At 58.6% G+C, this 18,794-nt stretch carries 15 protein-coding genes; 10 read left to right on the top strand and 5 right to left on the bottom strand.

The window, feature by feature from the left end; all coding sequences use genetic code 11:
* Positions 1 to 41: 41 nt before the first annotated feature.
* The 3 genes from A3C3_RS0107025 to A3C3_RS0107010 all read right to left on the bottom strand — a co-directional run bounded on the left by A3C3_RS0107025 (position 42) and on the right by A3C3_RS0107010 (position 3,852).
* Positions 42 to 977 carry a sugar ABC transporter substrate-binding protein gene (locus A3C3_RS0107025; protein ID WP_022713896.1) on the bottom strand — a complete coding sequence of 312 codons (936 nt, stop codon included), beginning with the start codon at positions 975 to 977 and terminating at the stop codon, positions 42 to 44.
* 259 nt (positions 978 to 1,236) lie between these two features.
* Positions 1,237 to 2,265 carry a LacI family DNA-binding transcriptional regulator gene (locus A3C3_RS0107020; RefSeq protein ID WP_022713895.1) on the bottom strand — a complete coding sequence of 343 codons (1,029 nt, stop codon included), beginning with the start codon at positions 2,263 to 2,265 and terminating at the stop codon, positions 1,237 to 1,239.
* A 687-nt stretch (positions 2,266 to 2,952) separates the two neighbouring features.
* Entirely contained in the window at positions 2,953 to 3,852 is a 900-nt protein-coding gene (locus A3C3_RS0107010) for a LysR family transcriptional regulator (protein WP_028739459.1), read from the bottom strand.
* A gap of 107 nt (positions 3,853 to 3,959) precedes the next feature.
* On the opposite strand from A3C3_RS0107010, the gene hglS reads away from it, so the two are divergent.
* The 10 genes from hglS to A3C3_RS0106960 all read left to right on the top strand — a co-directional run bounded on the left by hglS (position 3,960) and on the right by A3C3_RS0106960 (position 17,352).
* The gene (gene hglS / locus A3C3_RS0107005; RefSeq protein ID WP_022713892.1) at positions 3,960 to 5,354 is read left to right on the top strand and encodes a 2-oxoadipate dioxygenase/decarboxylase HglS; all 1,395 of its coding nucleotides are present in this window, start codon (positions 3,960 to 3,962) and stop codon (positions 5,352 to 5,354) included.
* A 46-nt stretch (positions 5,355 to 5,400) separates the two neighbouring features.
* On the top strand, positions 5,401 to 6,933 hold the full coding sequence (gene amaB / locus A3C3_RS0107000) for an L-piperidine-6-carboxylate dehydrogenase (protein WP_022713891.1): 1,533 nt from the start codon (positions 5,401 to 5,403) through the stop codon (positions 6,931 to 6,933).
* Between the two features lie 14 nt (positions 6,934 to 6,947).
* Positions 6,948 to 8,183, top strand: a complete 1,236-nt coding sequence (locus tag A3C3_RS0106995) for a pyridoxal phosphate-dependent aminotransferase (RefSeq protein WP_022713890.1) — start codon at positions 6,948 to 6,950, stop codon at positions 8,181 to 8,183.
* Between the two features lie 33 nt (positions 8,184 to 8,216).
* Positions 8,217 to 11,243: a D-2-hydroxyglutarate dehydrogenase YdiJ gene (gene ydiJ / locus A3C3_RS0106990; RefSeq protein WP_028739458.1), complete on the top strand. Its 3,027-nt coding sequence runs from the start codon at positions 8,217 to 8,219 to the stop codon at positions 11,241 to 11,243.
* A 243-nt stretch (positions 11,244 to 11,486) separates the two neighbouring features.
* Positions 11,487 to 12,323 (top strand): transporter substrate-binding domain-containing protein, encoded by an 837-nt coding sequence (locus A3C3_RS0106985; protein ID WP_022713888.1) that lies wholly within the window; start codon positions 11,487 to 11,489, stop codon positions 12,321 to 12,323.
* 25 nt (positions 12,324 to 12,348) lie between these two features.
* Positions 12,349 to 13,095: an amino acid ABC transporter permease gene (locus A3C3_RS0106980; protein WP_022713887.1), complete on the top strand. Its 747-nt coding sequence runs from the start codon at positions 12,349 to 12,351 to the stop codon at positions 13,093 to 13,095.
* Positions 13,096 to 13,136: 41 nt separating this feature from the next.
* Positions 13,137 to 13,874, top strand: coding sequence for an amino acid ABC transporter permease (locus A3C3_RS0106975; RefSeq protein WP_210309137.1), 738 nt, complete (start codon positions 13,137 to 13,139; stop codon positions 13,872 to 13,874).
* 9 nt (positions 13,875 to 13,883) lie between these two features.
* Complete coding sequence (locus A3C3_RS0106970) at positions 13,884 to 14,672, top strand: amino acid ABC transporter ATP-binding protein (RefSeq protein WP_022713885.1); 789 nt, start codon at positions 13,884 to 13,886, stop codon at positions 14,670 to 14,672.
* A 2-nt stretch (positions 14,673 to 14,674) separates the two neighbouring features.
* Positions 14,675 to 16,033 (top strand): MmgE/PrpD family protein, encoded by a 1,359-nt coding sequence (locus tag A3C3_RS0106965; protein ID WP_022713884.1) that lies wholly within the window; start codon positions 14,675 to 14,677, stop codon positions 16,031 to 16,033.
* Between the two features lie 14 nt (positions 16,034 to 16,047).
* Complete coding sequence (locus A3C3_RS0106960; protein ID WP_022713883.1) at positions 16,048 to 17,352, top strand: LLM class flavin-dependent oxidoreductase; 1,305 nt, start codon at positions 16,048 to 16,050, stop codon at positions 17,350 to 17,352.
* 302 nt (positions 17,353 to 17,654) lie between these two features.
* Here the strand turns inward: A3C3_RS0106960 and A3C3_RS0106955 are convergent, their stop codons facing one another.
* A complete protein-coding gene (locus A3C3_RS0106955; RefSeq protein WP_022713882.1) occupies positions 17,655 to 18,251 on the bottom strand; it encodes a 2-hydroxychromene-2-carboxylate isomerase in 597 nt (198 codons plus the stop codon).
* A gap of 219 nt (positions 18,252 to 18,470) precedes the next feature.
* Entirely contained in the window at positions 18,471 to 18,779 is a 309-nt protein-coding gene (locus A3C3_RS0106950) for a hypothetical protein (protein WP_022713881.1), read from the bottom strand.
* Positions 18,780 to 18,794: the final 15 nt, after the last annotated feature.

The following is an 18,794-nucleotide window of genomic DNA, read 5'->3' as shown; positions in this document are numbered from 1 at the left end:
AAGAGGCGGCATATCCGCCTCCTTCGACGCTACGATCTGTTTTAGTTCTTGGCCTGGTAGTCTTTGAGATTTGCCGGCGTAACGAGTTCGAACGGCACATAGCCTTTCTTCTCGACCGTCTCGCCGCGCGCAACCTTCAGCGCCGCATCTACAGCGCCTTTCCCCTGCCCGGCAGCATTCTGGAAGACGGAGACATCCAGGTCGCCAGCAGCCATGGCAGCAAGCGCGTCTTGAGTGGCGTCCACGCCGGAGACAATCACGTCTTTCATGTCTTTTCCGGCAGCTTTCAGCGACTGGATCGCGCCAATTGCCATCTCATCGTTGTTGGCAATGACAGCGTCAAACTCCACGCCGGCAGATAGCCAGTTGGTCATCAGGTCGGCGCCCTGTGTGCGCGACCAGTTGGCGGTCTGCTCCTCGACGATCTTGATGAAACTGCACTCGGGTGTCGCAATCACGTCCTTGATGTCCTGCGTGCGCATGCGGGCGGCCTGGTTGGAGAGCTCGCCCATCATGACGACGGCTTTCGCCTCGGTCTTCCCAGCCTCCTTCAGAAGGCGGCAAACTTCCTTGGTTTCGAGCGTACCGGACTCTTTTTCGTCGGAAGCCACGAAGGCCTGCTTTTCGGGAAGCTGGTCCACGTTGACTGGCTGGCGGTTGACATAAATCAAAGGAATACCTGCCGCATCGGCAGCCTGCGAGAGCGCAACGGTCGCATCCGTATCAACTGGATTGACGATAATGGCGTCGACGCCGGAGGCGACAAAGTTCTGGACCTGGCTGAGCTGCTTGCCAACGTCGTTTTGCGCATCCTCGATCTGAAGTGTAACGCCGTCCTGGGTCTTGGCGTAGTCGGTCATGCCGTTTCGAAGAACCGTGAGAAAATTGTCGTCGAAGAGCGCCATCGAGACGCCGATCGTCTCGGCCGAGGCGGTCGTCGCCAACATGCTGGCGAAAGCTGCAATAATCAGTTTCATTTCATTCTCCTCCAGAGGTTATCGCGGGGCCAAAAGCCCCAGGTCAGTCATTTGGCAACAAGAATTCGCTGACGAAGATCAATGATCTCCATCATCGGTTGGTCAGGATTTTAGTTATCCCGGTGGGGCAGCCTCCTGTCTCCACCACCCGGCAGGACAATTTCCTAGTGGAGGGCCTTCGTCAACGTCGCTTGACGGCTACCGGCTATCAGCGCTGATAGAAACAATGCAGCTATGTATGATAGAATCCATCAAACCATCACAGACTCTCAGGCACCCACAGCTGTGCAGGGAGGAAGCGTTGTCCCGGCGTTTCTGCCATGCCGTGTTCGATCGTATGAACCATGGTGGCGATGAGGTCAGCGCATAATTCACGCAGGGGCGTCTGAAATACGCCGGTGATGCGCCGTTCAAGCAGCGCCTGTCGTGATTCCGGCGTCAGTTCATTGACGAGGCAGCCGATCTTTTCGCCTTTGTTCGTTTCCTGCAAGGCTTCGATTGCGCCTTCCATCCCGCCTCCGATGCAGTAAACACCCACCAGGTCATCGTGGCGAGAAACGGCGTCCATCAGCAGTTCATACGTCAAGCGCCGGGTTTCAAGGTTGATAAGCGCATCCAGCACCTCGAACTCCGGAGCGTATTCCCGCATATAACTGCGAAACCCAGTCTCGCGTAGCGAATGCCCGTGAAATCGGTGACCACCTAGAAGCAGGAGCAGTTTTCCGGGCGAATGCGACAGCTTGGACAAGAGCCATGCGGCGGTACGCCCCACTTTCATGTTGTTCGTGCCGAGATATGCCTCCCGCACGCCCTGGGCAAAGTCGGAAAGCAGCGAGAAGGTGGGAATACCCTTGGATTTGAGCGCGCTCACCGCCGATGTGACGTCATGATGGTCTGGTCCGATAGCACCGACTGCCTGTACCTTTCCCTTCATGCCGAGCAGCAGCTCTGAAATCTCACCGGGCTCGCCGGACTTTGCAAACTGCACATGCACTTGAAGACGCCGGTCCTTGACCGCACGTGCGGCGGCCTGCAATTCTTCTGCAAATGCCTGATAGAACGCGTGGCGTTCTTTGCGCAGAACAACGCCCAGATTGTAGGAAGGCAAATCTGCCAGCATTCGCTGCCGAATTATATTTGCGCCGTGAAATCCGACCCGCTCGGCAGCAGAGAACACCCGTTTTGATGTTTCTTCGCGCACGGGGAGTCGGGCATTTAACACGCGATCGACTGTTGCAACGCTCACGCCAGCCGCTTCTGCGACGTCCGCAATCGTGGGACGCTTCATCGAGATCACCTCAGGGAAAGACAGGGTTTCTTCACAATCTGACATAGATTGTCATGCGGATTGAGAGAAACCAATCAGCAATGCAAGAAATATCTGTCCTTGTTCCAGCTGCCGGGCGATGTGGTCCCTTCGCTCACGGTGCAAGTGGAGTTCGATGCGTCAGGCCGCCTCGCCGCGGGCGTTCAAGTCTAGAATCGCGAGGTCGCTGCAAGGTCATCGTTTGGACGACGATCCGCCGAGCTCCGATCACACAGCTACGCGGCATAATCCTCGCGGACACGGCCGTGGGCGGGATGGTCCGGCAATCGGAACTGACCAACGATCTCCATAAGGGTTTCGGCCTTGTCGACTGCAGGCACTTTAGGTTCGCAAGGCGGCGTTGACTCGACCTGGCTAACTCTGCGCTCGGTTGCAAAGCCCGCCCGGTTGCAAGTTTCGCAGCACGGCAAGACCAGATCGGGCCGGTTCGCAGGTACGAAAAACCGCGACTCTATTATCCCTGGTCCGTTGAAATCGATGGCCCGCCGGAGCATGGCTCCAACCCGGCTACCAGAGGACCTCAATCGGGGCAGCTTACCAAGTCCGCAGCCGCCGCCTTTCAGGATCGGGGCGTGCAGATTGCCTGGCGTGATGCAAGGATCGGAACGACCTTATCGACGAACCGTGTCGATCCGCGTCCGCACGCATTTAATCCTCTTGTACTTCAGAGCGTAGCCACTCCTGAAACTCATCGGCGATGGGAAGGCTCTGTTTTTCCTCAGGGCGGACGACGTAATACGCGTTTTCGGTTCTCATCGTGCTGGACGTCAGGGGTAGAAGCATGCCGGTCTTTAGCTCCTCCTCTATCAGATAAGTTGGCAGAAGCGCCGCACCGAGCCCGGCTATCGCTGCTGCCACCATCATCGAAAACTGGTCAAATCGGAGCCCGACATATGCATTGTCTACTATCGAACCTTGTAGTCGAAACCAGTCCGACCACAGCTTTGGCCGCGTCGTAAGGTGTAGCAACGGAATGGTAGAGAGATCGCATGCTGCCTCTTGCCTAGCCCGTTTGGCGAGTGCTGGACTTGCTATCGGCATAACGGTCTCATGGCAGAGGAACGTCGGGGTGCCACCTGCCCATATAGGTTGTCCGTAGTGGATGGCGAGATCGAAACTATCCTCCATGAAGCTGAAGGGCTTCGAACGAGATTCTATCGTTAGCGCAACATCTTGGTGCGTCGCGAGGAAACGTCCAAGGCGGGGGACGAGCCATTTCGCGCCGAAGGTTGGAAGTGTCGCTATCTTTAGCGATGCGCGCGTCCGACCTGCTGCGGCGGCATCGATCATAAGCCGTTCCGATCGTGCAAGAAGATCCTTAACCTCCGGCAGTAGCCTTTGTCCGGCCTCAGAAAGGATTACACGTTGACGAATGCGCTCGAAAAGCTTGAGGCCAGTCTGTCGCTCCAGATCTGCAATCTGGCGGCTAATCGCGCTCTGGGTCAGGTTTAGCTCTTCTGCTGCGCGAGAAAAATTCGCGTGGCGGGCCGCACATTCAAACGCTTGAAGGGTCACAATGTCTGGCACTAGGCTTCGGCGCATACCTATTCCATTTTCGCATAAAGTTAGCCGCACAAGTCACAACACGTGGATTCCATAGAAGAGTATATTGCATTTCCAGCATCAAGTCACAAACTCTTCAAAGGTCTAAAACAATGTCGAAGCATGTCACGTCGAGCGACATCCGCGCCGCGTTTTCTGGAGCGATGTCGGCCATGTATCGCACGGAGGTCCCTGCTTACGGAACTCTGATGGATCTTGTGGCCCGGGTTAACAAGGAAGCACTTGCCGCCAAGCCCGAACTTAGAGCTCGCCTTGAAGCGACAGACAATCTTGATCGAATATCTGAGGAGCGTCACGGCGCAATCCGCTTGGGAACGGCGGACGAGCTTGCGATGATGCGGCGCGTCTTTGCGGTCATGGGTATGTATCCGGTTGGCTACTACGATCTATCCACGGCAGGCGTGCCCGTCCATTCAACTGCGTTTCGACCGGTCGGCGAGGAAGCGCTTAAGCGCAACCCTTTTCGGGTCTTTTCGTCTTTGCTTCGCCTCGACCTTATCGCGGACGAGGCCTTGCGCAAAGAAGTGGCCGACATTCTCGCCAAGCGGCAGATTTTCACCATGGGCGCAGTCGAGCTGACCAAAAAGGCGGAAGTAGAAGGTGGGCTGTGCAAAGAGGATGCGGATCGTTTCGTTGCGGAAGTGTTGGAGACATTCCGCTGGCATGACAAAGCTATAGTCGATGCCGACATGTATCATCGTCTGCACGATGCCCATCGCCTGATTGCCGATGTCGTTTCGTTCAAGGGACCACACATCAACCACCTCACGCCTCGCACGCTTGATATCGACCAAGTGCAGGCGCTCATGCCCGAATACGGGATTTCCCCGAAAGCGGTCGTTGAAGGACCGCCGACGCGCGACTGCCCGGTCCTGCTTCGCCAGACCTCTTTTAAGGCACTTGAAGAAAAGGTGTCATTTGAGGACGGTCGGGGAGGGTGGAAAGCCGGCTCCCATACGGCGCGCTTCGGCGAGATCGAACAGCGGGGCATTGCCCTTACCCCAAAAGGCAGGGGTCTTTACGACAAGCTTCTCGACCAGTCCCGCAAGGTTGTGCGTCCGGCTGCGGATGGCTCGAATGCCAAGGCCTACGAAGCGGCGCTTGCGCAAGCTTTTCATGCGTTCCCCGACAACTGGGCGGCCATCCGCGCCGATGGGCTAGGGTATTTCAGTTACTCGCTTACGGAAAAAGCGATGAAAGGCCTTGTGCTGCCGGGTGCAAGCATAGAATCCCTCATTGCAGACGGCCTGATCCAGTTTGATCCCATCGTCTACGAGGATTTCCTTCCCGTCAGCGCAGCCGGCATTTTCCAGTCGAATCTTGGCGACGGCGCTCAGCAGGAATTCGTGGCGAGTCCAAATCAAAAGCGCTTCGAAGCAGACCTCGGTGCGCAAGTGCTGAACGAATTTGATCATTATGCGGGAATTGAGAAAGCTTCACTGGATGCCTGCATCTCGCAACTGAAAATTCGTCCGGCCGCCGAGTGACCCGTCACAGAAATCGCGCAACCAGAAGCCGACCTGGAGTCCCAAAATGAACGTTTCCGTAAAGACTGTTTCCGTTACTGAAGAAGCCGCCGCGATACTCGACCGCCTCGGCGTGGCAAGATCACGTTACAGCGAAGGCGACATCGTTGCCTTCTCTCCGATTACCGGCCAACAAACGGGCAAGCTGAAAGCGATGAGTTCGGCAGAGGCGACCGAGGTGATCGAACAGGCTCACGAAGCCTTCCTGACGTGGCGCCTCGTGCCGGCTCCGAAGCGTGGCGAACTTGTTCGTCTCCTCGGCGAGGAACTACGCGCCGCCAAAACGGATCTGGGCCGCCTCGTTTCGATCGAAGCAGGCAAAATTCCTTCCGAGGGATTGGGCGAAGTGCAGGAAATGATCGACATCTGCGATTTCGCTGTCGGCCTTTCCCGCCAGCTTTACGGTCTCACAATTGCGACCGAGCGCCCGGGCCACCGTATGATGGAAACCTGGCATCCCCTCGGTGTCATCGGCATCATTTCCGCTTTCAATTTCCCGGTCGCCGTTTGGGCCTGGAACGCAGCATTGGCTTTGGTCTGCGGCAACAGCATCGTGTGGAAACCATCGGAGAAGTCGCTGCTTACGGCATTGGCGTCGCAGGCGATTCTCGAACGCGCCCTCAAGCGTTATGGCGAGGCTCCCGAAGGCCTCTCGCAGGTTCTGATCGGCAATCGAGCGATCGGTGAAGTGCTCGTTGATCATCCGAAGGTTCCGCTCGTGTCAGCGACGGGTTCCACTCGCATGGGCCGCGACGTCGGCCCGCGGCTGGCCAAGCGTTTCGCTCGCGCCATCTTGGAACTTGGCGGCAACAACGGCGGCATCGTATGCCCGTCAGCTGATCTCGACATGGCGCTTCGAGCCATCGCCTTTGGCGCGATGGGCACGGCTGGCCAGCGGTGCACGACATTGCGTCGCCTGTTCGTCCATGAAAGCATCTATGATCAGCTCGTACCGCGCCTGAAAAAGGCCTATGAGAGCGTCTCTGTTGGGGATCCGCTGCAGTCGACGGCGTTGGTCGGACCGCTGATCGACAAAATCGCTTTTGAAAACATGCAGAAGGCACTTGTTGAAGCCAAGGAGCACGGAGGCACCGTTTTGGGTGGGCAACGTGTGGATGTCGGTCACGATCTGGCATTCTACGTCAAGCCGGCGCTCGTTGAAATGCCCAAGCATGAAGGCCCGGTTCTGGAAGAGACCTTCGCACCTATTCTGTACGTCATGAGATACAGCGATTTCGATGCGGTCATCGCCGATCACAATGCGGTGGGTGCGGGCTTGTCTTCCTCGATCTTCACCCTGGACATGAGGGAAGCCGAGCGATTCGTAGCTGCCGATGGCTCCGATTGTGGTATCGCCAACGTGAACATCGGCACGTCGGGTGCAGAGATCGGCGGTGCGTTCGGTGGCGAAAAGGAAACGGGAGGCGGCCGTGAATCCGGCTCCGACGCCTGGAGAGCCTACATGCGCCGTACGACGAACACGATCAACTATTCGAAGTCGCTGCCCCTGGCACAGGGCGTTTCTTTTGACATCGAATAGGAAGGGCGCGTTTCATGACGATCTCAACAAAAATCGAAGAAGCGGGCTTCAAACCGGCTTCACGGATCGCCTCGGTTGGCGTTTCGAAGATTCTCCAGATCGGCGCACGCGCCGCTGCAATGAAGCGCGATGGTCTGCCGGTCATAGTGCTGGGGGCCGGCGAGCCTGATTTCGATACGCCGGAGAACGTCAAGGAGGCGGCTAAGGCCGCCATCGACGCTGGTGAAACGAAATACACCGCTCTGGACGGCACGCCAGCCCTGAAGAAGGCGATCGTCGAAAAGTTCAGACGGGAAAACGGCATCGACTACGATATCGACGAGGTTACGGTTGCGACAGGCGCCAAGCAGATCCTCTTCAACGCCTTTATGGCGACGCTCGATCCCGGCGACGAAGTGATCATTCCGACGCCTTACTGGACTTCCTATTCCGACATCGTCGAGATCTGCGGTGGTGTGTCAGTCCTTATCCCGTGCGACGCCAAGGCCAACTTCCGTCTCCAGGCCGAACAGCTGGAAAAGGCAATCACATCAAAAACCCGCTGGATTCTTCTTAACTCGCCGTCCAATCCATCGGGCGCTGCCTACACCGCCGAAGATTACCGCCCTCTCCTGGATGTTTTGATCCGTCATCCGCATGTCTGGTTGATGGTCGACGACATGTACGAGCACATCGTCTACGACGATTTCGCATTTGCGACACCTGTCGCGATCGAGCCTCGACTGAAGGATCGCACCTTGACGATCAACGGTGTATCGAAAGCCTACGCGATGACGGGCTGGCGCATCGGTTATGCGGGTGGCCCGAAGCCCTTGATCAAAGCGATGGCGGTGATCCAGAGCCAAGCGACGTCCTGCCCCTGTTCGGTCAGCCAGGCTGCCTCGGTTGAGGCTCTGAACGGCCCCCAGACGTTTCTGATGGAGAGACAGGAGAGCTTCCGTCGTCGTCGCGATCTTGTTGTCGAGCGCCTGAACGAAATCGACGGGTTGGATTGCCGTACTCCTGAGGGTGCTTTCTATACTTTTTCCAGTTGCGCCGGCGTTTTGGGCAAACTGACACCGAAAGGGAAGAAGATTAAAGCCGATCATGACTTCACCGACTATCTTCTAGAAGAGGCCCACGTCGCGGTCGTTCCTGGCTCGGCCTTTGGCCTCTCTCCCTATTTTCGGATTTCGTATGCGACTTCGGAAGCCGAATTGATGGAAGCACTCAATCGTATCAAGCAAGCTTGCTCTGCTTTGCAGAACTGATGTCATTGCCTGGTTCGGGCTGCGTATAAACTCATGATACCGCGTCTCCATTCCGCTTTTGGAAAACAGTTGCCGCCGGGCTTCGTCGAGAGGCTTTGCGAAGTCGGGTTCAATGGCGACGTGGAACAGCGCGCAATGTCGCGCTCTGTCTTCGCGACTGACAATTCTATCTACCAGGTAACCCCGACAGCAATTCTGTTTCCACGAGATGCCGACGACCTGAAGAAGATTGCAAAAGCGCTTTCCGATCCCCGTTTCGCGGATCTCACCATCGCCCCGCGTGGGGGCGGCACGGGGACGAACGGCCAGTCGCTCACCTCCGGTATCGCGGTGGACTGCTCACGGTACATGAACCGGATCCTGGAAATTGATCAGGCGAGAAAGGTCGCCCGAGTTCAGTCAGGTGTTGTCAAGGACCAGTTGAATCGAGCCTTGAAGCCACACGGATTGTTCTTCGCGCCGGAGCTTTCAACCTCGAACCGGGCCACAATCGGCGGCATGGTTTCGACCGACGCCTGCGGCCAAGGGTCGTGTCTTTACGGCAAGACCTCGAATCACGTGCTTGGGCTTCGTATCGTGCTCATGGACGGCTCCGACTGGTGGTCGCGTCCGATGGACGAAGAAGCGCTTGCCAAGACCCTGGCGAGGGGTGACCGAATCGGCGACGTTCACAGGACGGTTGAGCGCATCGCACGAGAGAAGCGCGATCGCATAGAGGAGGTTTTTCCCAACCTCAATCGCTACATGACAGGCTACGATCTCGCTCATATCCGTCGCGCCGACGGCCGCTTCGATTTGAACGCCGTTCTGTGCGGCTCGGAAGGCACCCTTGCCATGATCGCCGAGGCAGAAGTCAATCTTCTGCCGATCCCGGCGCAGGCTGCCCTCGTCAATATCCGTTACAGCGACTTCAACGCCGCTCTGGAAGACGCTCGCACCCTAAGCGGCCTCAATGTCGCCTCTGTCGAGACGATCGACGAGAAGGTGCTGGGGCTTGCAAAGAACGATATCGTCTGGACCGACATAGCCCGGTTCTTCCCTGAGAACCCAGTTGCCAACGGCATCAATCTCGTCGAGGTGCTGGCTGACGATGAGGTCGAACTCCAAGGAAAGCTTGCCGCGGTCACGGCGGTGCTCGATGAGGGACTGGATACCAACCGCCTCAGCTATACTGTGGCCCGCGGACATGCCGACGTCGAGGCGATATGGAATATGCGCAAGCGCGCTGTCGGATTGCTCGGCAATGTGGACGGCCCCGTCCGTCCTGTCGCCTTCGTCGAGGATACAGCGGTCCCGCCCGAGAATTTGGCTGCCTATATCCGTGAATTTCGCGCGCTGCTTGACGGGGCGGGCCTCTCCTACGGGATGTTCGGTCATGTCGACGCAGGGGTGCTGCACGTACGGCCGGCACTCGACTTGACCCGTGACGATCACGTACCTTTGCTGCGCCACATCAGCGACGCCGTAGTGGCGCTCACGCGCAAACACGGCGGCGTTCTGTGGGGCGAGCACGGTAAGGGCGTGCGCTCGGAATATGTGCCGGAATTCTTCGGCGACCTTTATCCTTGCCTCCAAGACATCAAACGGGCTTTCGATCCGAACAATCGCCTCAACCCGGGCAAGATCGCCGCGCCGTCCACCGCGTCACTGCTCAAGATCGATGAAGTGCCTTTAAGGGGCGCTTTCGATCGCATAATCGGTAACGAAATACGCGCAGCCTTCGACAATGCCGCCTATTGCAACGGCAATGGCGCTTGTTTCGACTTCGACGAGACGAGCCCCATGTGTCCTTCCTACAAGGCGACCCGCGATCGGCGATACTCGCCAAAAGGGCGCGCCATGCTTATGCGGGAATGGCTGCGACTGCTTGGCGAGAAGGGCATTGATCCACGCAGAGAGTCCGTACGTCTGCGCCTGCGACACCCACTCTTGAGCCTGACGGCACGGGTTATAAACAGCCTTAACCCGAGAAACCGCAACGACTTTTCCCACGAGGTGCGAGAAGCAATGGACACCTGCCTTGCGTGCAAGGCTTGTGCCGGGCAGTGTCCCGTGAAGGTCAGTGTGCCGGCGTTCCGCTCTAAGTTTCTGGAGCTGTATTATGGCCGTTACTTGCGTCCATTAAAGGACTCTGTGGTTTCCGGTATCGAAACCACCCTCCCTTTGATGGCGCGGATCCGTCCGCTCTACAATCTCGTCGCCGGCACATCGCCTGGCAAGCGGCTGATGCGAGCGATTGGGTTGACGGCGCTTCCACTTCTACCGTGGCCCTCATTTTCAAAGGAAATCCGCCGGTTGGGTGTCGAGATCGCTCACGCGAGAGAGATCGAGAAGCTATCGCCAGATGAAAAGGATCGGGTTGTCGTATTTGTTTTCGACAGCTTCACATCCCATTTCGAACCAAACGTACCGATTGCAGCCATTCGCGTTGCTCGTAAGCTGGGCTTGATCCCGTATCTCGCCGCATCCCATCACAATGGTAAAGCATTACACGTTCATGGGTACCTCGGTCGTTTCGAGAAAGCTGCCGCAAAAACGGAACGTTACCTCCGAGCCCTAGCAGACGCCGGCGTTGCCCTGGTGGGGTTGGATCCCTCAATGACGCTTGTTTACCGCAGCGAGTATCACGGAATATGGGCGAGTGGTCGCAAGGCGACCGTTCTTCTTCCGCAAGAATGGCTTGCAGAGAACTTGAGCAGGCTATCGATTAAACCTATTCCATCCCCGTCACGCAAATACAGCCTCCTTCCTCATTGTACCGAGCGTAGCAACCTTCCGTCCGCCTCAAACCAGTGGAAGGAGGTTTTTCAGGCTCTTGGCGCAAGTGTGCATGTAGAAAATGTAGGATGTTGCGGAATGGCCGGGACCTTTGGCCACGAAGTCCGCAACCGCGGCACCTCGGAGCAGCTTTACGCCATGAGCTGGGCGACAGCTGTAGCTGAAGCATCAGAAGACAAGGTCGTCATGGCCACAGGATATTCGTGCCGGTGCCAGGCAAAAATGATCGATGGTAGGTCGCTACCTCACCCGCTGGAGGTGATCTACTCTATGCTCGACTGAAGTGTTCTTCCGCTTCCTCCAAAGCCAATCGCGGCCGTAAGACCCGCGATACCCATGAAGAAGGTACTGGCTGTGAGTGCGGTGTTACAATTGAAAGTGACATTAACCTGCTCGCAACATATTTTCTATGGATTTAGCATATTACAGGATAGCAGTTTCGCTCTCACTTTGAAGAGAGGATGCGATTGCTCGTGGCAAAGGAGGGGCTCCACTAGGTTCTTGATCGAATAAAGGAGTCCCAGAATGTCGTCCACCAATCTCACAAAATTACTCTTCAGACTTGCTCTCTCAATCTCCGCACTAATGTCGACGCAGGCGTCTGCGGATGCCACGCTGGACCGCATCAAGGGCCGCGGCACGCTGACCGTCGGCGTGATCCTATCCGGTGCGCCATTCGGCTATATCGACCCTAAGACCCAGGCGCAGAAGGGTTTCAACCTGGACATCGCGCAGGCGCTGGCCGACGACCTCGGCGTCAAACTGGAGACCGTCACGGTGACGCCGCCGAACCGCGTGCAGTTCCTGCAGCAGGGCAAGGTCGACATCCTCATCGCCAACATGCAGTACACCGAGGACCGTGCCAAGATTCTCGACTACGTACCAACGCCCTATGACCGCAGCGGTGGCGCCGCCGTGGTGCGCAAGGACAGCGGTCTGAGGGACTGGGTGGACCTGAAGGGCAAGCCGGTCTGCGTGTCGCAGGGCTCCAACTACACGCAGCCTCTGATGGAAGATTACGGCGCGGTGGTGAAGGCGCTGCCGAGCCAACCGGAATCGCTCCTCGCACTGCAAGGCGGCAATTGCGTTGCGGCCGTGCATGTCGGCGCGACCGTCGGCCTGCTGCTGCAGGATCGATCGGAAGAATGGAAGGACTATGCCATTCCCTTCCCCACCGAGCTGATCCCATCGGATTCGGTGATCTGGTTGCGCAAGGGCGAGAAGAACACGCAGGCTGCCCTAGACGCCGGCGTCAAGAAGCTACACGCGTCGGGCAAGCTCCTGGAGTTCGCTAAGGTCAATCGCCTCCCCAACATCGAATACCTGCAGCAGCAGAACAAAGTGCTCTCCGCCAGCAAGTGAACTGGAGAGAAACCGGTAGAACGACATGCAGGACACGAACCTGATTGACCTGTTCGTCAGCCTGACTGGCAGGCTCGGCCTGAACTACGAGTTTCTGGCGACGGGATATGAGGCGCAGATCTGGCGTGACGGCTTCATGACCACGCTCTATCTTGTCGTCCTGCTTATCCCGGTCAGCCTGATCTTCGGTCTGCTGTTTGCTGCTTGCCTGACGTCTGGGAGGCCGTGGCTTTCGGCGCCGGTCAGGGCCTTCGTGGAGATCACCCGCAACACGCCGACGCTGGTGCAGTTAATGTTTAGCTTTCTGGTCCTCAACACGTTCGTCTCCAACCTCGTTGGCGGGGCGCAGAATAATCCGCTGTCACCTTTCTTCTGGGTGGTCGCGGTGGTCGGCCTGCATATCGCCGCCCTGCATGCGGAGGCAATCCGCGCCGGTATCGAGGCGGTGCCAGCCTCCACGGTGGAGGCAGCGCGGGGCATCGGCTTCAGCCAGCTGCAGATTTTGCGATACGTCGAGGTGCCACTGGCCTTGCGGGCCTCTTTGCCGGCAATCGTCAACAATTTTATCAATCTCGTGAAGCTGACGACGGTGGGCAATGCGATCGCCGTAAGCGAGATCACTTATGCCTCGATCATGGTGTGGACGCAACGCGACAATGTCGTGTCGATGATGATCGTCATCCTCGCCTTCTTCAGCCTTATCAATCTGGTCGTCGCCCGCGTCGGCCTTTGGGCGGAGCGCAAGCTCGCCGTTCCGGGATATGGTTTGTGACGACAGCAACACTTCTTGAACCGCTCAAGGGCAGCGATTTTCTGCGCACCATCGGCTTCGTGGCGCTGCCGCTCGTCGTCCTCGTCTGGTCGCTGGCCGACCTGACGCTCGGGCGCGAACTGGTGGAGTGGGTTCCCTATCTCGCCTCCGGCTTTGCGATGAACATCGTCATCAGCCTTTCCGCGATGGCACTCGGGACCGTCGTGGGTACCATGTTCGGCATCCTGGAACTCGTGTCCTACCGGCTGATACGCTATCCGGTCGTCGTCTATGTGCAGGTCTTCCGCAATGCCCCGCATCTCGTGCTGATCTTTGGTACGACCTACATCTTTCCCTTTGAGATCGTCATCTTCGGCAACTACCTGGCCTTCCCTGACTGGGTGAAGGCCGTGATCGGCCTTGCCATTCCGGCGAGCGCCTATGTGGCCGAGATCACGCGCGGCGCCATCCTCTCTGTTCCGACCACGCAATGGGAGGCGGCGCAGGGGTTGGGTTTTTCACGCGTACAGGCGCTGCGCTGGGTCGTCCTGCCGCAGTGCCTGCGGCGCGCTCTCCCACCATGGATGAATGTGCTCGCCTCGATCACCATGGGCACTGCGCTCGCCTCGCTGGTGGGCGTGCACGAACTGCTGCATGCGGCCACCGATGCCAGCACGGCAGTACGCCGGCTCGATTTCACGATCATCGCCTATATCGTCGTGATGGCCGCCTTCTTCACGCTTTGCTACCCGATCGCCAACCTGACCCGCCGCCTGGAACGGCGGTTCAACGCGGCCTGAGGATTTTAGATGAACACATTCAGTAACAACGCGATCGTCCGACTGGAAGACGTGCACCTGTCCTTCGGCCAGACTGAGGTGCTGAAGGGCATCGACCTGACCGTCAACAAGGGCGATGCGGTCTCCATCATCGGCCCGTCCGGCTCGGGCAAATCAACGATCCTTCGCTGCATCAACGCGCTGGTGACGCCGCAAAGCGGCTGCATCACGGTCAACGGTACCCGCGTCGACCAGTTGACCAAGGAGAGCGAGCGCATTGCGCTGCGCAAGCGCGTCGGCATCGTCTTCCAGCAATACAATCTCTTTCCGCATCTGACGGTGCTGGACAATATCGTGCTGGCGCCGACCCGGATTCTCGGCGTCGAGCGTGGCGAGGCGGAGAAACTCGCCCGCGAACTGCTCGATAAGGTGCGCCTTTCGGAGAAAGCCGGTTCCTATCCAGGTCAGCTGTCCGGTGGCCAGCAGCAGCGCGTGGCGATCGCCCGGGCGCTGGCGATGAAGCCGGAACTGGTATTATTCGACGAAGTCACCTCGGCCCTCGACCCGGAGACGGTCGGCGAAGTATTGTGGGTGATCCGCGACCTCATCCGCGACGGCATGACCAGCATTCTCGTGACGCATGAAATGCGCTTTGCCGAGGAGATCAGTGACACCGTCGTGTTTACCGAGAATGGCCGCATCGTCGACCACGGCTCACCCGAGCAGATTTTCGATACTTCCGACAATCCCCGCATCCGCCAATTCGTCGGCGGGCTTTCCGGAAGACGCGGTTCGGTGCGCAACGGAGAAGGTATCTAGAAATGACGACCGTAGGCGCCCCGCTGACCCATGCCTTTGCCCAGGCGATCATCACGTCGGATCCGACGAAGGATGCTGCCGCGATGGGTGCGGCACGCACGGCGATCATCGATTTTCTCGCCTGCACGATCGCAGGCGCCGGTGACCGCACGACCGACCTTCTTGCCGACGCCGTCGGCGCCACACTGCCAGGTGACGCGATCCTAGTCGGCAGTACGCGCCGCACCGATCCGCTGGTCGCGGCCGTCGTCAACGGCTATGCCGGCCATGTGCTCGACTACGATGACGTGCATGCCAGCGTGCGCGGCCATCCCACGACGGTGATCATTCCGGCCCTGCTGGGGCTCGCCGCCGAACGTGATTTTGCCGCCGAGGCGCTACTGGCGTCCTATGTCGTCGGGCTTGAGGCAATGGCGCGCCTTGGTTTGTCGCTGGGTTCGAAGCATTACGAAAACGGCTTTCATGCGACGGCAACGCTTGGTACCGTCGGCGCGACGGCTGCAATCACCCATCTGACGCGTGCCTCGGTAGAGGAAACCACCATCGCACTTGGTCTTGCGGCGACGCAATCATCCGGCCTTCGGCTGCAGTTCGGTTATGACGCCAAGCCCTACCATGCCGGCATGGCAGCTCGTTCCGGGCTGTTATCGGCGCGGCTGGCAGCCGCCGGTTTCGGAGGTGCGCCGGACTTTCTCGACAATCCGGTCGGTTTCCATTCGGCTTACTCCTTCGGCGTCGATCGGCTGCAAGCCGTGACGGAGAACTGGGGCGCGCCTTGGCAGATCGTGGCGCCGGGGCTGACGCTAAAGGCCTATCCTTGCTGTACCGCCAGCCATCCGGTTGCATCGCTCGGAATCGAGCTTAATCGCGAGGAGCTTGCGGCGGATGCAATCGAGCACATCACCTTCACCTATCCGCCAGGCGCCGATGCAGCGCTGGTCGTGACGAAGCCGAATAACGGCATCGAGGCGCGCTTCAGTCCGGAATACGTGTTTGCCGCCGCGCTGATCGACGGCGCGCTCCGGATAGATCATTTCGACGAACGGCCGGTCGAGCCGCGCCTGATGGCGCTTGCCGAGCGTGCCAGCCGCCGCCATGACGACAGTGCGCCGCGCATGTCGAGCGATCCCAAAACCCGCTTCGTGATCCTTGATGTTGCACTGCGCGACGGCACCACGATCACCCGCCGTTTCGATGGTCTTCCCGGCGTGACCGATCCGACGACAAAATTCCGCGAAGCGACTGCCGGCCATCCCTCCTTCACCGACATTCCCTCGCTCGTCCGCACCATGAACAGCGCCGCCGATCTCCATCGGCTGCTGGCGTTACTTGGCCAGGACGCCGTCCAAAACCTCCATTGAAGAAAGACCTCGCCATGAGCCGTAGGAGAGAAATTCATTTGGGCCTGTTCCTGCAGGGCGCCGGTCATCACGTGTCCGGCTGGCGGCATCCGCATGCCGAGGCCGGCAGCGAGAACTTCGACCTTCTGCGCCGTGTGTCGCAGATCGCCGAAAGAGCGAAGTTCGACATGGTCTTCCTGGCCGACGGCCTGACCAGCGGCGTCGACGCGCATCCCTCGACGATCGCTCGCTTCGAGCCGGTGACACTGCTTGCCTCGCTCGCCATGGTAACCGACAAGATCGGCCTCGCCGCCACCGCCTCGACAACGTATGGCGAGCCCTATCACACGGCCCGCGCCTTTTCCTCGATCGACCACCTAAGCCATGGCCGGGCCGCCTGGAACATCGTCACCACCTCCTATGCCCGCACGGCCAACAATTTTTCGAAGGCGCATCCAGAGCATGACGAGCGTTATGCCGTCGCTGAAGAATTCGTCGACGTGGTGCGCGGGCTGTGGGACAGTTGGGACGACGATGCCTTCGTCAAGGATAAGCAGAGGGGCGTCTACGCCGATCCGAGTAAAGTCCACATGCTCGACCACAAAGGCAAGTATTTTGCCGTCAAGGGACCGCTCAACATCCCACGTTCGCCGCAGGGCCACCCAATCCTGATCCAGGCCGGTTCCTCCGGGCCTGGCCAGGACCTCGCCGCGCGAACGGCCGACGTCGTGTTCACCGCGCAGCAGAGCTTCGAAGAAGCACAGGCTTTTTATAAGAGCCTCAAGGAGCGCTTGACCGGTTTCGGCCGGCAGCCGGACGAAGTAGCTGTCATGCCAGGCTTCCTGCCAGTGATCGGCCGCACGGCGAAGGAAGCTGAGGACAAGTTGGCCGAACTGGACCAATGGACTGATCTCAAGAGCGCCATGCCGCTGCTCGAGGAACGTATCGGCCACAGTCTCGCAGCTTACGATCCCGATGGCCCCTTGCCGGACCTGCCGATCTCAGACCAGCTGCGCAGCCGCGCCGAACTCTTGACGGCTCTTGCTCGGCGCGAGGGCCTGACCATTCGCCAGTTGGCCCTGCGCGTCGCCGCGGGCCGTGGCCACCACATCGTGCTCGGAACGCCCGTGGAGATTGCCGAGCGCATGCAGCAGTGGTTTGAAGGTCGCGCCGCCGACGGCTTCAACATCATGCCGCCCTTCTTCCCGGAGGGGTTGGAGGACTTTACACAGCTGGTGGTGCCGATCCTGCAGGAACGTGGACTGTTCCGCACCGACTACAGTGGCTCGACGCTGCGTGACCACCTGGGACTTGTCAGACCTGCTTTGCTTTCAGCCTAGCCCTACGAACCGCCGCCTTGACAGGATCCGAACAGGCCCCGCCAGCTGAGCTTCGATTGAACCGCCCTTTCGCCTTGGGACAGAGGCCTGCGTGATTGAGTCTTGATAACGAGAGTCTAACGACTTGATATTACTCACGAAGAGAGCGAATTCCGACTACGACGCACGCCGCAGGGCCTGATCGAGATCGCAGATCAGATTATCGACATCTTCAAGACCAATCTGCAGGCATAGCAGCGCCCCATTTATACAAAGTCTCTAGTACTCGACGATCCTTGAGTTCGCCGTTCTGATCACTGGGCTTAGGGCCTGTCGCCGCCCAAGTGACGCTCAAGGAAAGGCAGATTGTCCTGTCCCCAGTAGATCTCGCTTTCATAGAGGAACGTCGGAAAACCAAAGACACCGCTCTTCACGGCATGCTCCCGGTCCTGAGCCCATTTGCTCTGCACGTCATGGTCCGCTTGCCGCTTCGACAGGCCCGCGCCGTCAAAACCGGCGGCGTCCGCAACGGCTTCGCGGATGTAAGGCTTGCCTATATCCTTTGCTTCACTCCAATAGGCGCGCTGCAAAGCACGCGTAAGGCCGATCCAGTCTTTGCCGTCGAGATAGGCGGCAATAACGATAAGAGAGGCAGGCGCCGGGTCGCTCAGTCCCGGACGGTTTTCCAGCCACAGATCTTTGGCGCGCACGCGCGCCCAACGTTTCAGGTCTCGCATCCAGTACGCACGGCGGATCTCTGGACGATTGCGCGAAAAGATACCGCCATTTTCTTCGACGACGGTCGTCAGATATGGCCTGATCTCGACGTCGCTTTTCGTTGCGACTTCGACGAAGGCGTCGAAGCCGATATAGGACCAGGGCGATCCGATGGAAAAGAAGTATTCAACAACTTTGGTCAACGTTTGTATTCCTATTCATAAACACTATCGGCGGCGTCTTTAGCGTGTGTCGAAATCGCCGCTGCTTTCCGGTCTTTCCTGGGGCTACTCTGGAAGGGCAGCGGTGTCGGATTGCGCACGGCGCCCAGCGCTACAAATTCCGCAATAAAGGACATCTGCTGGTTGCCGGTCTTAAATTGCCTCCCTGTGGTGGCGCGCTCAACGAGCCCGCTCCCAAGTTCAATGGACCGTAAATCTCGCCATCTCTTGTCGGTGCCGTTCCAGCGTGCGCAGAAGCAAAGCGATTTCTTCGACGATCGCCGAGAACGTCGCATCGTCAGCGTCGGCAATGCTGCTTGTCATTCCTTCGATCACGTCAATGAGCCGCAGGACGGGAATGGGCGACTGGCGGTCGTCATTGGGAGCGAGGACTGTCGCCGTCTCCATTAATGTGCGAATAAGTCGATCAATAAGCTGGCGGCGGCGTTCTTTGGCATCCGTCCCTTGATCATCTGATAAATGCAGCAGATCACTGACAAGATCGGACATGTGCTGGGCTCCTTG

This window comes from Rhizobium mongolense USDA 1844 (assembly GCF_000419765.1).
Lineage (GTDB): Bacteria > Pseudomonadota > Alphaproteobacteria > Rhizobiales > Rhizobiaceae > Rhizobium > Rhizobium mongolense.
The sequence above is the reverse complement of the archived record's forward strand: the minus strand, read 5'-3'. Positions and strand labels throughout refer to the sequence as shown.